The 14,323-nt window shown below is 73.2% G+C and carries 12 protein-coding genes; 10 read left to right on the top strand and 2 right to left on the bottom strand.

What is annotated here, in order from left to right:
* The 4 genes from ABZW10_RS16120 to ABZW10_RS16105 all read left to right on the top strand — a co-directional run bounded on the left by ABZW10_RS16120 (window position 1) and on the right by ABZW10_RS16105 (window position 5,273).
* Window positions 1-906 (top strand): hypothetical protein, encoded by a 906-nt coding sequence (locus ABZW10_RS16120; protein ID WP_355365070.1) that lies wholly within the window; start codon window positions 1-3, stop codon window positions 904-906.
* A gap of 120 nt (window positions 907-1,026) precedes the next feature.
* The gene (locus ABZW10_RS16115) at window positions 1,027-1,959 is read left to right on the top strand and encodes a FadR/GntR family transcriptional regulator (RefSeq protein WP_355365067.1); all 933 of its coding nucleotides are present in this window, start codon (window positions 1,027-1,029) and stop codon (window positions 1,957-1,959) included.
* Window positions 1,960-2,480: 521 nt separating this feature from the next.
* Entirely contained in the window at window positions 2,481-4,130 is a 1,650-nt protein-coding gene (locus ABZW10_RS16110; RefSeq protein ID WP_355365064.1) for an RNA polymerase sigma factor, read from the top strand.
* 342 nt (window positions 4,131-4,472) lie between these two features.
* On the top strand, window positions 4,473-5,273 hold the full coding sequence (locus ABZW10_RS16105; protein ID WP_355365257.1) for a serine protease: 801 nt from the start codon (window positions 4,473-4,475) through the stop codon (window positions 5,271-5,273).
* Window positions 5,274-5,464: 191 nt separating this feature from the next.
* On the opposite strand, the gene ABZW10_RS16100 is transcribed toward ABZW10_RS16105, so the two are convergent.
* The gene (locus ABZW10_RS16100; protein ID WP_355365061.1) at window positions 5,465-5,695 is read right to left on the bottom strand and encodes a hypothetical protein; all 231 of its coding nucleotides are present in this window, start codon (window positions 5,693-5,695) and stop codon (window positions 5,465-5,467) included.
* A 540-nt stretch (window positions 5,696-6,235) separates the two neighbouring features.
* Between ABZW10_RS16100 and ABZW10_RS16095 the strand changes: the two genes are divergently transcribed.
* From ABZW10_RS16095 to ABZW10_RS16070, 6 genes are all read left to right on the top strand, one after another.
* Window positions 6,236-8,347 (top strand): DNA topoisomerase IV subunit B, encoded by a 2,112-nt coding sequence (locus ABZW10_RS16095; RefSeq protein WP_355365058.1) that lies wholly within the window; start codon window positions 6,236-6,238, stop codon window positions 8,345-8,347.
* Window positions 8,348-8,502: 155 nt separating this feature from the next.
* The gene (locus ABZW10_RS16090) at window positions 8,503-8,988 is read left to right on the top strand and encodes a DUF1453 domain-containing protein (RefSeq protein WP_355365055.1); all 486 of its coding nucleotides are present in this window, start codon (window positions 8,503-8,505) and stop codon (window positions 8,986-8,988) included.
* A gap of 30 nt (window positions 8,989-9,018) precedes the next feature.
* A complete protein-coding gene (locus ABZW10_RS16085) occupies window positions 9,019-10,188 on the top strand; it encodes a histidine kinase (RefSeq protein ID WP_355365052.1) in 1,170 nt (389 codons plus the stop codon).
* Window positions 10,185-10,913 (top strand): response regulator transcription factor, encoded by a 729-nt coding sequence (locus ABZW10_RS16080; protein WP_355365049.1) that lies wholly within the window; start codon window positions 10,185-10,187, stop codon window positions 10,911-10,913. The genes ABZW10_RS16085 and ABZW10_RS16080 overlap by 4 nt, the downstream gene beginning before the upstream one ends.
* A gap of 126 nt (window positions 10,914-11,039) precedes the next feature.
* On the top strand, window positions 11,040-11,540 hold the full coding sequence (locus ABZW10_RS16075) for a DUF485 domain-containing protein (RefSeq protein WP_355365046.1): 501 nt from the start codon (window positions 11,040-11,042) through the stop codon (window positions 11,538-11,540).
* Window positions 11,537-13,252 (top strand): cation acetate symporter, encoded by a 1,716-nt coding sequence (locus ABZW10_RS16070; protein ID WP_355365043.1) that lies wholly within the window; start codon window positions 11,537-11,539, stop codon window positions 13,250-13,252. The genes ABZW10_RS16075 and ABZW10_RS16070 overlap by 4 nt, the downstream gene beginning before the upstream one ends.
* 68 nt (window positions 13,253-13,320) lie before the next feature.
* Here ABZW10_RS16070 and ABZW10_RS16065 read toward each other — a convergent pair whose 3' ends face one another.
* Complete coding sequence (locus tag ABZW10_RS16065; RefSeq protein WP_355365040.1) at window positions 13,321-14,229, bottom strand: sucrase ferredoxin; 909 nt, start codon at window positions 14,227-14,229, stop codon at window positions 13,321-13,323.
* Window positions 14,230-14,323 lie beyond the last annotated feature (94 nt).

Raw genomic sequence — 14,323 nt, 5'->3', positions numbered from 1 at the left:
GTGCGAGTTCTGGCATACGAGCTGCGCCGGGTGCGCGGCCTGCGTTCGACCTGGCTGCTGCTCGGCCTGGTGCTGATCGCCGACGCCGCGGTCGCGGGCGTGCTGGCGAACCGGACCGCCGACGGCGAGCTGGACGGTGCGGCGGCGGTGCGGCTGCTGACGGCGGCGGTCCCGCTGGTGCCGCTGCCGTTCGCGGCGCTGGGGGCCGGGCTGCTGGGCGCGCTGTCGTACGGGCACGAGGTCCGGCACCCGGGGCTGGCGGCCTCCCAGGTGGGCTGTCCGCGCCGGGTGCGGATGCTGGCGGGCAAGCTGCTGGTGACCGGCGCGGTCGCGGCGCTGCTGGCGCCGCTGACGCTGCTGGTCGACGCGGTGACCGTGCACTTCGCGCTGCCGGCCGGGGTGGCGGTCGAGGCCTGGTCGGACCCGGACGCGCTCTCCGGGCGGGTCGTACGGGTGCTGGCCCGGGCCGGTCTGGGCGGGGCGGACGCGCTGCCGGGGGCGCTGGCGCCGCTGGCCCTCGGGGCCGGCCACGGGACGCCGGCCGCGCTGCTGGCGTTCGTCCTGCTGGTGGTCGTGGCGGCCTGGACCGGGGTGCTGGCCGCCGCGCTGACCCGCAGCACGGTCGCCGGGATGCTGCTGCTCTGCGCGCTGCCGCCGCTGCTGGAGTCCGGGGTGACGCTGCTGCTGCGGTGGACCGGGACGCCCTGGCCGGCCCGGGCGGCGGAGCTGCTGCCGTTCCACTCCGGGATCGAGTGGGCGTACGGATGGGTGTACGGCGGGGGCCGCCGGGTTGCGGCGGGCGGTTCGGTGCTGTCCGATCCGGCGCTGCTGGCCGCGGTGACGGCGCCGGCCTTCGTATTGCTGCTGGTCACCCTGGCGGTGCAGGTCAGACGCCGCGCGCTGTGACTCCCGGCCCGCCGGGGGCGGTTCGTCTGCGGTTCGTCAAGATCGACCAAGGGTGACCGCAATGCGTGCTTCGCCCTGATAAGAAGTCAATTATCCAGTCACGGTCGATCACCCTTTCGTGTGCTTTTCACGAGAATTCTCAAGCTGCGCCCGCCGATCGCCGACAAAGGACCTGTGAACACCCTTGCGCACCCCACCATGACCCCCGCCCGTTCCGTCGACGGGGCCATCCCCGGCCCCGCCGACCTGGACCGCTTCTCCTACGCCGACCGGCCCACCCCGCCGGCGCCCCGCTGGGAGGGCGCCGAGTCGGACCTCGCCCGGGTCGGCCGCAAGACCACCAGCAGCCGAGGCCGCGGCCTGCACGGCCAGCTCGTCCAGCAGCTCGGCCAGATGATCGTCTCCGGCGACCTCGGCGCCGACCGGCCGCTCGTCCCCGAGGAGATCGGCCAGCGGTTCGAGGTCTCCCGCACCGTCGTCCGCGAATCGCTGCGGGTGCTGGAGGCCAAGGGCCTGGTCAGTGCCCGCCCCAACGTCGGCACCCGGGTCCGCCCGGTCAGCGACTGGAACCTGCTCGACCCGGACATCATCGAGTGGCGCGCCTTCGGCCCGCAGCGCGACGAACAGCGCCGGGAGCTGTTCGAGCTCCGCTGGGCGATCGAGCCGCTGGCCTCCCGGCTCGCCGCCGGGCACGGCCGGGAGGACGTCCAGCAGCGGCTGGCCGAGCTGGTCGAGATCCTGGGGCACGCCTGCGCCCAGGCGGACCTCGCCACCTACGCCCGGGCCGACGCCGAGCTGCACGGCCTCGTCCTGCAGCTGGCGGGCAACCGGATGCTGGAGCACCTCTCCGGGATCGTCGCCTGCGCGCTCCAGGTGTCCGGCGGTCCGGCCACCTCCTGCGAGCGGCCCTCGGAGCCCTCGGTCGGGCTGCACGCCCGGCTGGTGGACGCGCTCGGCACCGGTGACGGCACCGCCGCCGAGACCGCGATGCGGGCGCTGCTCACCGTCCACCCCGAGATCGAGCCCTCCGTCCCGGCGCCCCGGGAGCACTGAGCGGACCGTTCGGCGACCGGGCGCCGCACCTCGGCCCCGCGACCCGTCCACGGACCGCCCCGTCATGATCCGTCCGACCGAGACCCTCCCCGCGGCCTTACGCCGCCCCCTCCGCGACCCGGGCCCTCCGGCTGCCGCCACGGTGCAGCCGGGGGGCCTCCGCGTTTTCACCGGCGGCCGCCGACGGAGTCGAATGTCGTGTCCATGGAGAATGGTTGGTGCGCGGGTGGGGGATGATGGAAGTCGGCCCCGGGCCGCGGGGCGCCGTCCGGTGTGACCCGCGACACGAAGGCCATGCGTAACACTTGACGAGTAGCAGCGATGTGTCCTGAGCGGAAGCAGCTCCGGAATACCCCAACATGTCAGAATGCTGTGTTGGTCTGCGGCGCTGCTGCCGTCCTGCAAACCCAGTCCTCAAGCCCGAGTCGGTCGGAATCGACACCGCGTGCCCGACGCGCGTTTTCCTTCCCCGCCCGCTCGGGCGGCCGGTACGGGTTCGAGTCCACTCATCGTCCGAGAGGTTGTTCGTGTCGGCCAGCACATCCCGTTCGCTTCCCCCCGAGATCGCCGAGTCCGCGGCTCTGCTGGCGCTCATCGAGCGGGGCAAGGCCCAGGGGCAGATCGCCGGTGACGACGTGCGCCAGGCGTTCGAGGCGGACCAGATCCCGGTCACCAAGTGGAAGAACGTCATGCGCAGCCTCAACCAGGTTCTGATTGAGGAGGGGGTGGACCTCATGGTCAGCGCGGCCGAACCGGCCGGCGCCAAGCGCAAGAGCGTTGCCGCCAAGAGCCCCACCAAGCGCACGGCGACCAAGGCGGTCACCACCCGGACCCCGGCCGCTCCGTCGGCCCCGACCAAGCCGCCCGTGCGCATCGCGCCCGGTGCGACCATCTCCACCCCGGCGGTCGCCGCAGCCGCGGCGCCGGTCGGCACGGTGTCCGCGGAGATCACCTCCGCCGCGACGGCCCCGGCCGCCGAGGCGAAGGCCGCGCCGGCGAAGAAGGCGGCCCCGGCCAAGAAGGCCGCCGCCAAGAAGACCGCCGCGCCGGCCAAGAAGGCCGCCGCCAAGAAGACCGCCGCCGGCAAGACGGCCAAGGGTGACGAGGAGCTGCTCGGCGAAGAGGAGCTGCTGGAAGAGGTGGCCCTGCCGGGCGACAAGCCCGGTACCGAGGGCGACGCCCCGGAGGAGGAGTCGGAGGGCTTCGTCCTCTCCGACGACGACGAGGACGACGCGCCGGCCCAGCAGGTCGCCGTCGCCGGTGCCACCGCCGACCCGGTCAAGGACTACCTGAAGCAGATCGGCAAGGTCCCGCTGCTCAACGCCGAGCAGGAGGTCGAGCTCGCCAAGCGGATCGAGGCCGGCCTGTTCGCCGAGGACAAGCTCTCGGCCGCCGACAAGCTCGCCCCCAAGCTCAAGCGCGAGCTGGAGATCATCGCCGAGGACGGCCGCCGCGCCAAGAACCACCTGCTGGAGGCCAACCTCCGCCTGGTCGTCTCGCTGGCCAAGCGCTACACCGGCCGCGGCATGCTCTTCCTGGACCTCATCCAGGAGGGCAACCTCGGTCTGATCCGTGCGGTCGAGAAGTTCGACTACACCAAGGGCTACAAGTTCTCCACCTACGCGACCTGGTGGATCCGCCAGGCGATCACCCGCGCGATGGCCGACCAGGCCCGCACCATCCGCATCCCGGTGCACATGGTCGAGGTCATCAACAAGCTGGCCCGCGTCCAGCGCCAGATGCTCCAGGACCTGGGCCGCGAGCCCACCCCGGAGGAGCTGGCCAAGGAACTCGACATGACCCCGGAGAAGGTCATCGAGGTCCAGAAGTACGGTCGCGAGCCCATCTCGCTGCACACCCCGCTGGGCGAGGACGGCGACAGCGAGTTCGGTGACCTCATCGAGGACTCCGAGGCGGTCGTCCCGGCCGACGCGGTCTCCTTCACCCTGCTCCAGGAGCAGCTGCACTCGGTGCTGGACACCCTGTCCGAGCGCGAGGCGGGCGTGGTCTCGATGCGCTTCGGCCTGACGGACGGTCAGCCGAAGACGCTGGACGAGATCGGCAAGGTGTACGGGGTCACCCGTGAGCGCATCCGCCAGATCGAGTCCAAGACCATGTCCAAGCTGCGCCACCCGTCGCGCTCCCAGGTGCTGCGCGACTACCTGGACTGATCACCCGCTGGACTGATCACCGGTACCGGTCACCGGTACCGAACGGAAGGCCCGGAGCCCTGCGCTCCGGGCCTTCCGGCCGTTCGGGGCGGGTCGGCGTCAGCGTCCGGGTGGCCGTTGTCGCTCGTCCGGGTGGTGGTTCGGCGGTGATCGGTCGCGGATCGTAGCCGGTCACCTACGCTGTGCCGGTTGCCTGCTGCCGAGCCACCTGGAGCCACGGTGTCGCCCACCCCGGACCGTCCGGACCGCGTCGATCCACCGACCCACGCGCCCGCCGCGGCGCCCGTCGCACCCGCGGCCGCGGGCCCGGTGTCCCGGCGGCGCCGGGCCGCCGCCCTGGCGATGCTGGCCGCGCTGCCCGCGCCGCTGCTCGCCCTCGGCCCGTCCGCGCCGGCCGCCCAGGCCCGGCCGCAGGGCCGGATCGTCGGCGGCGGGGCGGTGACCACCGGCGACCACCCGTGGATGGTCGCGCTGTCCAGCCGCCAGCAGTTCGGCTCCGGCCGCTCGGGCCAGTTCTGCGGGGGAGCGCTGGTCACCCCGACCAAGGTGGTCACCGCGGCGCACTGCTTCTACGACGAGTCCAGCGGGCGCCGGGTGGAGCGGCCCGGTCTGCGGGTCGTGGTCGGCCGGGACGACCTGCGCGGTTCGGCCGGCCGCGAGGTGGCGGTGCGCACCGTCTGGGTCCACCCCGACTACTCCTTCACCACCAACATGAACGACGTGGCGGTGGTCACCCTGGCCGAGGCGCAGAGCGGTCCGGTGATCGACCTGGTCGGCCAGGGCGAGACGGAGCCCTACCGGCCGGGGACCAGGGCGCAGGTGTACGGCTGGGGGGACACCACCGGCCGCGGCGACTACTCGCCCGCGCTGCGCAGCGTGGACGTGCCGGTCATCCCCGACCAGGCGTGCGCCCAGGCCTACCCGGGCGGCCCGGAGGGGCGCTTCGACGCCCGGGGCATGGTGTGCGCGGGTGAGCAGCGGGGCGGCAAGGACGCCTGCCAGGGGGACAGTGGCGGACCGCTGGTGGTCGCCGGCCGGCTCGCCGGGCTGGTCTCCTGGGGGACCGGCTGCGCCGAGGCGGAGCATCCGGGCGTCTACACCCGGATCGCCTCGGTGGCCGACGCGGTGCGTTCCGCTCTGTAACCGTTCGGGCACCGGGTGCCGACCCCTCCGGGCCGCGCCCGGGACGCGGGCGGGGCGGCGGGTGGAGCCGGTCCGGGAACGACGAAGCCGGACGACCGGCCCCCGGAGGGGCGGTCGCCCGGCTCACCCGGTCACGCGCGGTGCGGTACCGGACACACAGCTCGACGCTGGTTGCTGTTTGGCGCCTCGGATCAGCGCTCGTCGTCGTCGGCCGTGGCGGACGTGCTGCCCAGGCGGCCGCTCTCGTCCTGTATCTCCACGGCGATCTTCTTGAGCTCGGGCTCGAACTTCCGGCCGTGGTGGGCGCAGAAGAGCAGCTCTCCACCGCTGGCGAGTACGACGCGCAGGTAAGCCTGGGCGCCGCAGCGGTCGCAGCGGTCAGCCGCGGTCAGCGGGCTCGCAGGTGTCAGAACAGTAGTCACGTCGCCTCTTCTCTAGCTCGACGAGCTGTCGTACCAGGGTCAACATCCAACCAGGCCGAAAACGTTCCCGCTCGTGGCTTTTCTTCTCTGAGGATTCTGCTGTGTTGATGAGGACGTGCCCCGGGGGCCGGTGGTTCATGCGTACCGAATCCCAGGATCCGCCCGTCGCTCGAACGCCCGATCGGAACCGGGTGCCGGAGTCCGCGTAGCATAATCCTCTGCTGGGTTGGAGCATAAGCCCCGTCCCGGGCCCCGGTAGCCTGCATAACGGCAGTTCCGGAGCCTGTGCCCGGTCCCACGGTCCGCCAGGAGCGGTGGTACCGGGAGGAGATGGAGCCCCGGCGGCCCGAATCCGGCACGGCCCTTGTTCGCGCAGCGCGTACAAGCTGCGCGGGACGGGCCCGCCGTGCTGTGCACCCAGCGGAGGGGTGCGCACACGCAGGGGAAGCGGCTGTCGGTGCGGCGTGCTGCACTGGCGGACGGTTCCGGACACGTCCGGATGTGACCGATGAGACAGAACTTGACCGAGGAGAGTGCCGCGTGAGTGCCGAAACGACCGTGCCGTCCGCTCTGCTGGCCGGCGACGACGGTTCCAACTACACCGCTCGGCACCTGCTCGTCCTGGAGGGCCTGGAGGCGGTCCGCAAGCGCCCCGGCATGTACATCGGCTCGACCGACAGCCGTGGCCTCATGCACTGCCTCTGGGAGATCATCGACAACTCCGTCGACGAGGCGCTGGGCGGCTACTGCGACCGGATCGAGGTCGTGCTGCACGAGGACGCCTCGGTCGAGGTCCGCGACAACGGGCGCGGCATCCCGGTGGACGTCGAGCCGAAGACCGGGCTCTCCGGCGTCGAGGTCGTGATGACCAAGCTGCACGCCGGCGGCAAGTTCGGCGGCGGCTCCTACGCGGCCTCCGGCGGTCTGCACGGCGTCGGCGCCTCCGTCGTCAACGCGCTCTCCGCCCGCCTGGACGTGGAGGTCGACCGCAGCGGCCACACCCACGCGATCAGCTTCCGCCGCGGCACCCCCGGCATCTTCACCGAGTCCGGGCCGGACGCCCCGTTCGAGCCGGCCAACGGCCTGGCCAAGGCCCGCAAGGTGCCCAAGACCCGCACCGGCACCCGGATCCGCTACTGGGCCGACCGGCAGATCTTCCTCAAGGACGCCCGGCTCTCCCTGGAGCACCTGCACGCCCGGGCCCGGCAGACCGCCTTCCTGGTGCCCGGCCTGACCATCGTCGTGCGTGACGAGCGTCTCACCGAGAGCGAGAAGGTCGAGGAGAGCACTTTCCGCTTCGACGGGGGCATCGCCGAGTTCTGCGAGTTCCTGGCGCCCGACAAGCCGATCTGCGACGTGCTGCGGCTGCACGGCGAAGGCACCTTCAAGGAGACCGTGCCCGTCCTGGACGAGCTCGGCCACATGACGCCGACCGAGGTCACCCGGCACCTCGGGGTGGACATCGCGCTGCGCTGGGGCGCCGGTTACGACACCACGCTGCGCTCCTTCGTCAACATCATCGCCACCCCCAAGGGCGGCACCCACGTCACCGGTTTCGAGCGCTCGCTGGCCAAGACGGTCAACGAGGCGCTGCGCGCCGCCAAGCTGCTGCGCGTCGCCGAGGACGACATCACCAAGGACGACGCCACCGAAGGCCTCACCGCCGTGGTCACCGTCCGGCTCGCCGAGCCGCAGTTCGAGGGCCAGACCAAGGAGGTGCTCGGCACCTCGGCGGCCAACCGGATCGTCGCGGCCGTCGTCGCCAAGGAGCTCAAGGCCTTCCTCACCTCCGGCAAGAAGGACGAGAAGGTCCAGGCCCGGGCGGTGCTGGAGAAGGTCGTGGCCGCCGCCCGCACCCGGGTCGCCGCCCGCCAGCACAAGGAGGCCCAGCGCCGGAAGACCGCGCTGGAGACCAGCTCGCTGCCGGCCAAGCTGGCCGACTGCCGCAGCGACGACGTCGACCGCAGCGAACTCTTCATCGTCGAGGGCGACTCCGCGCTCGGCACCGCCAAGCTGGCCCGCAACTCCGAGTTCCAGGCCCTGCTGCCGATCCGCGGCAAGATCCTCAACGTGCAGAAGGCGTCCGTGAGCGACATGCTCAAGAACGCCGAGTGCGCGGCGATCATCCAGGTGATAGGGGCCGGTTCGGGCCGCACCTTCGACATCGACCAGGCCCGCTACGGCCGGGTCATCTTCATGGCCGACGCCGACGTCGACGGCTCGCACATCCGCTGCCTGCTGCTGACGCTGTTTCAGCGCTACATGCGGCCCATGGTCGAGCAGGGCCGGGTGTTCGCCGCCGTGCCGCCGCTGCACCGGATCGAGCTCACCAACCCCAAGCGCGGGCAGGAGAAGTACCACTACACCTACTCGGACGCCGAGCTGCGCTCCACCCTGCTGGAGTTCCAGCGCAAGGGCCTGCGCTGGAAGGACCCGGTCCAGCGGTACAAGGGTCTCGGTGAGATGGACGCCGACCAGCTGGCCGAGACCACCGTGGACCCGCGCCACCGCACGCTGCGCCGGATCAACCTGGGCGACCTGGAGCAGGCCGAGAAGGTCTTCGACCTGCTGATGGGCAACGACGTGGCGCCGCGCAAGGAGTTCATCGTGGACTCGGCGGCCACCCTGGACCGCTCGCGCATCGACGCCTGAGCCGTCCCGGCGCCGGAAGGGCCCTCCACCCGCGGGTGGAGGGCCCTCGTGCGTCCGTTCCACCTGCCGTCCACCCGGGCGCCGATGCCCCGCGGGCGCCGGATCCGTAGCGTCAAGGAGGTCAGCCGGATCAGCCTCCCGGACGGAGAAAACCGATGTCTGCCCAGGTCAACGCCGCTCTGGTGGTCGTGGTGATGCTGCTGGTGCTGCGGCGCCAGATGAGCGCCCGGCGGCTGGACACCGAACGCCGCTTCTGGGTGCTGCCGGTGGTCCTCGGCGCGGTCGCGCTGCGTGACCCGCAGCTGCTCGACCACCGGGACACCGCGTGGTCCGCCGTGCTGGTCGGCTCCGGGCTGCTCGCGGTGCTCGCGGCGGGCTCGGTCTGGGGCTGGACGGTCCGGATCTGGCGGGAGCCGGACGGGGCGCTCTGGGTCCGGGGCACCGCGGCGACGCTGGCCGCCTGGGGCGGGCTGATCGCGATCAGGTTCGGTCTGTTCGGGATCGGGGAGGTCCTGCACCTGCACCAGTCGAGCAGCGCGCTGCTGCTCGGGCTGGCGGTCCTGCTGCTGGTCCGCACGCTCGTGGTGAACTGGAGGGCGCGGGCGCTGGAGCCCCCGGGGCGGGCGACCGAGTCCTGCTGACCGTCGTCGTGAACTCACCGGGAGGAACGTTTGGCCAAGGGGTACTGGACCCGCTGGCCGGCCCATGAGGGGCTGCGGCACGACGCCGAGAGCCGGCCGCGGCGGATCCTCACCGCGCTCGGCCGGCTCGTCGTCCTGGTCAGCGTCTGCTGGGGGACGTTCGCCGGCGGCAGGTACAGCGGCTGGGCGATGGTGGCCGGGGCGGTCGGGCTGGTCGCGGCGGTCGGCCTCGCCGCCGGCTACCTGCACGCCAGCCGGGAGCAGTGGGCGACGCGCTCGTACCTGCTGGCCGCCGGGGTGTTCGCAGCCGCCTGGCTGGCCAACTGGGGGAAGGCCTACCTGCTCTCCGACGTGCTCTGGTACGGACTGGCGGTGACCGCGCTGATCCGGCTGCCGGTCGGGCCGGCGCTGATCGTGGCCGGGGCCTCGCTCGGCTCGTACGCCGCGGTGAGCTGGGCGAGCTGGCTGAGCATCACGGCCACCGCCGGCGGACTGGTGCTGCTCGGCCACCTGCTGCGGCTGGACACCGAGGCGCGCGGCACCGCGCGCCGGCTGCTCGACCGGGAACGGGCCGCCCGGGCCGCCGAGGCGGAGAGCGCCGCGCTCGCCGAACGGGCCAGGATCGCCCGGGAGATCCACGACGTGCTGGCGCACAGCCTCTCCGCCCAGCTGGTCCACCTGGAGGCGGCCCGGCTGATGCTGGACTCCGGCACCGACCGGGAACGGGTCCGGGAGCGGGTGGTGGCGGCGCGGCGGATGGCGCAGGACGGGCTGGCCGAGACCCGGCAGGCGCTGTCCGCGCTGCGCGGCGAGTTCACCCCGGTCGGTGAGTTCCTGGTGGAGCTGACCGGGGTGGAACGCGCGGCGTTCGGGGTGAGCGGGACACCGCGTCCACTGGCCGCCGAGGTGGGGCTCGCGGTCCGGCGCACGGCGCAGGAGGCGCTGACCAATGTGCGCAAACACGCCCCCGGCGCGCGCTGCACGGTCGAGCTCCGCTATCTGACGGACGAGGTGGAGCTGGAGGTGCGCGACCAGCGCGACCAGCGGGCCGGACGGGCCGGGGTGCCGGGCGAACTGGCGGCCAGCGGCGGCGGGTACGGTCTGCTGGGAATGCGCGAACGCGCGGAACTGCTCGGCGGCACCCTGCTGGCGGGCCCGCACGAGGGGGGATGGCGCGTGCTGCTGCGGGTGCCGGCGTGACGGGGCCGAGGGACGTCAGGGTGCTGGTCGCGGACGACCAGACGGTGGTCCGCGAGGGGATCGTGATGCTGCTCGGGCTGCTGCCCGGGATCGAGGTGGTCGGCTCGGCGGCGGACGGCGAGGAGGCCGTCGCGCTGGTGGCCCGGCACCGGCCGGACGTGGTCCTGATGGACCTGCGGATGCCCCGCTGCGACGGGGTCGAGGCGACCCGGCGGATCCGCGCCGGGTACCCGGGCACCGAGGTCGTGGTGCTCACCACCTACGCGGACGACGACTCGCTGTTCCCGGCGCTGCGGGCCGGGGCGCGCGGCTACCTCACCAAGGACGCGGGCGCCGAGGAGATCGCCCGGGCGATCGCGGACGTCCGTTCGGGGGCGGCCGGGCTCTCGCCGCAGGTGCAGCTGAGGCTGCTGGAGCGGCTGGCGGGCGACGCCCCGGCCGCGCCGGAGGGGGATCCGGGTGCCGGAGCGGGTCCGGCACCGGGTCCGGCACCGGGTCCGGCACCGGCGGCGGAGGGGCTGCCGGCCGGGCTGACCGCGCGGGAGGCGGAGGTGCTGGGGCTGATCGCCCAGGGGCTCTCCAACACCGAGATCGCCCGGCGGCTGTACGTCAGCCCGGCCACCGTGAAGACCCACATCAACAACCTGTTCGCCAAGACCGGCGTGCGGGACCGGGCGCAAGCGGTCGCGTACGCCTTCCGACACGGAATCACCGGGTCTCCGTAGTAGTCGGATGAGCGTCTGTCGGATCATCGATCACCTCATCGAGTGAACGTATCTGCGTTGGGAGTTTGGGGAGTTGTGGCGCCCCCATCATGGTTCGCGTCACAACCCCCCGGTCCAGGAGCAGCCGTGCCACAACAGCAGACGAGAAACCCCGAGCCGGGAGGGCAACTGGACTGGTGGGCGCCGACTCCGGTGATCCCGCCGGAGCCGGCAGCCGTGCCGGAGTCGGTGCTCGTGCCGGAGCCCGTGTTCGCGCCGCAGCCGCTGCTCGCACCGGAGCCGGTGCCCGCGTCGGAGCCCGTGCCGGGGCCCAGCAGCATCGAGGTGTACCGGGCCGTCCAGCGCAGCGCGGCCTTCCAGCGGATCCGCCACAGCTACCGGACGTTCGTGTTCCCGGTCAGCGGCGTCTTCCTCGCCTGGTACCTGCTCTACGTGGCCGCCCAGGCGGCGGCGCCCGCGCTGATGCGCACGCCGGTCGCCGGCCCGGTCAACGTCGCCTGGCTGCTCGGTCTCCTGCAGTTCGCCACCACCTTCGTGCTGGCCTGGCTCTACGCCCGCAATGCCCGCACCAAGCGCGACCGGGCCGCCCTGTCGCTGCGCTGGGACACCCAGGACCAGCTGCGATGAGGACCTCCACCCCGCCCCCCGTCGCCCCCGCCGGGGACCACCACGCCCTGGCCGTGGTGCTCTTCGCCGTCGTCGTCCTGGTCACCCTGGGCATCACCTTCTGGGCCGGCCGCCGCGGCAGCGCCGCCGAGGACTTCTACGCCGGCGGCCGCGACTTCACGCCGCTGCAGAACGGCTTCGCGCTCTCCGGCGACTACCTCTCCGCCGCCTCCTTCCTCGGCGTCGCCGGGCTGATCGCGCTGTACGGGTACGACGGCGTGCTCTACAGCATCGGCTTCCTGGTCGCCTGGCTGGTGGTGCTGATGCTGGTCGCCGAACTGGTCCGCAACGCCGGCCGCTACACCCTGGCCGACGTGCTGGCGCTGCGGTTGCGCCGTCGCAAGGTCCGGGCGGCGGCCGGCGGCGCCAGCGTGGTCGTCACGCTGTTCTACCTGGTCGCCCAGATGGTCGGCGCGGGCAGCCTGGTCGCCCTGCTGCTCGGTACCAACAGCGCCCAGGCCCGCACCTGGACCATCGTGGCGGTGGGCGGTCTGATGATCGTCTACGTCACGATCGGCGGCATGCGGGCCACCACCTGGATCCAGATCGTCAAGGCGTTCATGCTGGTCGCCGGCTCGGTGGTGCTGACCGTGCTGCTGGTGGTCCGCTTCCACGGGGACGTCGCCGAGCTGATGCGGCAGGCGGCACAGCACAGCGGCGCCGGGCAGCGCTACCTGGAGCCCGGGCTCAAGTACGGCAAGAGCTTCACCAGCCGGCTGGACTTCTTCAGTCTGGGCCTGGCCCTCGTGCTGGGCACGGCCGGTCTGCCGCACATCCTGTCCCGTTTCTACACCGTGCCCACCGCGCGGGCCGCCCGCCGCTCCACGATGTGGGCGATCGGACTGGTCGGCGGCTTCTACCTGATGGCCATCGCCCTGGGCCTCGGCGCCACCGCGTTGATCGGCTCGGCCGAGGTCCGGCAGGCCAACTCGGCGGGCAACACCGCCGTCCCGCTGCTCGCCCTGGTGCTCGGCGGCGGCAACGGCTCCACGGGCGGGGTGGTGCTGTTCGCGCTGATCTCGGCGATCGCCTTCGCCACCATCCTGGCGGTGGTCGCCGGGCTCACGCTGGCCTCGTCGGCGGCGTTCGCCCACGACATCTGGGCGGGTGCCTGGCGGGGACGGCCGCGCGGTTCACGGGGCTCGCGCGGCGGGCGCGGGCGGAGCGCCGCGGTCCCGGCCTCCCGGCGGTCACGCCGCGGGGCGGACGGCGCGTCGGCGGTCGCCGAGCACAAGGAGGTCCTGGTCGCGCGGATCGCGGCGGTCGGGATCGGTGCGGTGGCGATCGTGCTGAGCCTCTTCGCCCAGCAGCTGAACGTCGCCTTCCTGGTCGGCCTGGCCTTCGCCGTCGCCGCCTCGGCCAACCTGCCGGTGCTGCTCTACAGCCTGTTCTGGCGGCGGTTCACCGCCCGCGGCGCGGTCTGGGCGGTGTACGGCGGGCTGGTTCCGGCGGTGGTGCTGGTGGCCTTCTCTCCGGTGGTCTCCGGCACCAAGGTGGCGCTCTTCCCCGGGATGGACTTCCACTGGTTCCCGCTGGAGAACCCGGGCATCGTCTCCATTCCGCTCGGCTTCCTGGCCGGCTGGATCGGCACCCTCACCTCGCCCGAGCCGGCCGACCCGGACCGGTACGCCGAGCTGGAGGTCCGCTCGCTGACCGGGGCCGGGGCGGTCTGAGCGACCGAGGAACGGACGACCCCCGGCGGGAATCCGCCGGGGGTCGTCCGTTCGTCACCGAGGGTCCGTCAGAGCTCCCGGAGGGAGACGACCTCCATCCGGGACGGGGTGGCCGGGGCCTTGCCGCAACTCTCCGGGCGGGCCGGCTCGCTGACGCCCTCGACCACCTCGGCCTCCCAGGACCGGCCGTCCTCGTGCCGGACCCCGACCCGCCAGCGGCCCGCACCGTCCGGCCGCTGCGCCACGGTGAGAGCCTCGGCCCCGGTCTCGCCGGTGGCCAGCCGCACGGCGTGGTCGGCCGCCTGGCCCGGGCGCTCCCAGCCGGAGCAGCCGCGCGACCACTCCGGCACCATGTGGCCGGACGCCGTCGCCGCCAGCACCTCCTTGGCGGACTCGGCGGTGAGCCGGCCGTACGCGTAGCCGTACGGCAGCACCAGCATGGTGGGGGAGAAGCGGTGGCCGCCCAGGTGGGTCACCTCCCACACCTCGCTGTGCCCGGCGGCGGCCAGGTCGGCGGCGAGCGGGCGGCCGAGCAGGGCGCAGCAGCGGTCCCGGCGGCCGTTGGTGCACACCAGGGCGATCGGGCCGCCGACGTGCGGTGCGCCGAGGCCGCCGTGGTCGCCGGCGCCCAGCGCCGCGAAGTCGAGGGCCAGCAGCTCCGCCGGGTCCGTCACCGCGTGGCGGCGCACCCAGCCGCGGCCGGCCGCCGGGACGGTGTGCGCCACGAGCACCTCGTGCCGGGCCGTCGGCAGGCAGTCCGCGTGCCGCCCGGGCCGGCGGATCAGCGCCACCCGCACCCCGGTGCCGGCGGCCGCGGCATCGAGCGCGCGCCCCACCTCCGGGTCCAGATGGCTCTCGCCGAGCGCCTTCGCGCCCCACGGGCCGTTCTGCTCGACCAACAGCCAGGTCGTCGCGGTCGCGGCGGTGGCGGCCAGCGGCTCCGACAGTTCACGCGACAGCGTCGCACAGGTGCTCACCCCGGTAAGGCTACCCTTGCCCGCCGATCGGGGCGCGGTCGCCGGGGAGGGGAGGACGGCGGGCCGGTGGGGCGGCGCCGGGAATGCCGCAGGG

The sequence above is a fragment of the Kitasatospora sp. NPDC004723 genome (assembly GCF_040609255.1).
GTDB lineage: Bacteria > Actinomycetota > Actinomycetes > Streptomycetales > Streptomycetaceae > Kitasatospora.
This window is presented reverse-complemented; position numbering and strand designations above follow the sequence as displayed.

Bases quoted from the DNA above. Each gene is read 5' to 3' on its own strand.
- ABZW10_RS16090 (WP_355365055.1), top strand. From the start codon at position 8,503: ATGTCTGCCCAGGTCAACGCCGCTCTGGTGGTCGTGGTGATGCTGCTG.
- ABZW10_RS16105 (WP_355365257.1), top strand. From the start codon at position 4,473: ATGCTGGCCGCGCTGCCCGCGCCGCTGCTCGCCCTCGGCCCGTCCGCG.
- ABZW10_RS16070 (WP_355365043.1), top strand. From the start codon at position 11,537: ATGAGGACCTCCACCCCGCCCCCCGTCGCCCCCGCCGGGGACCACCAC.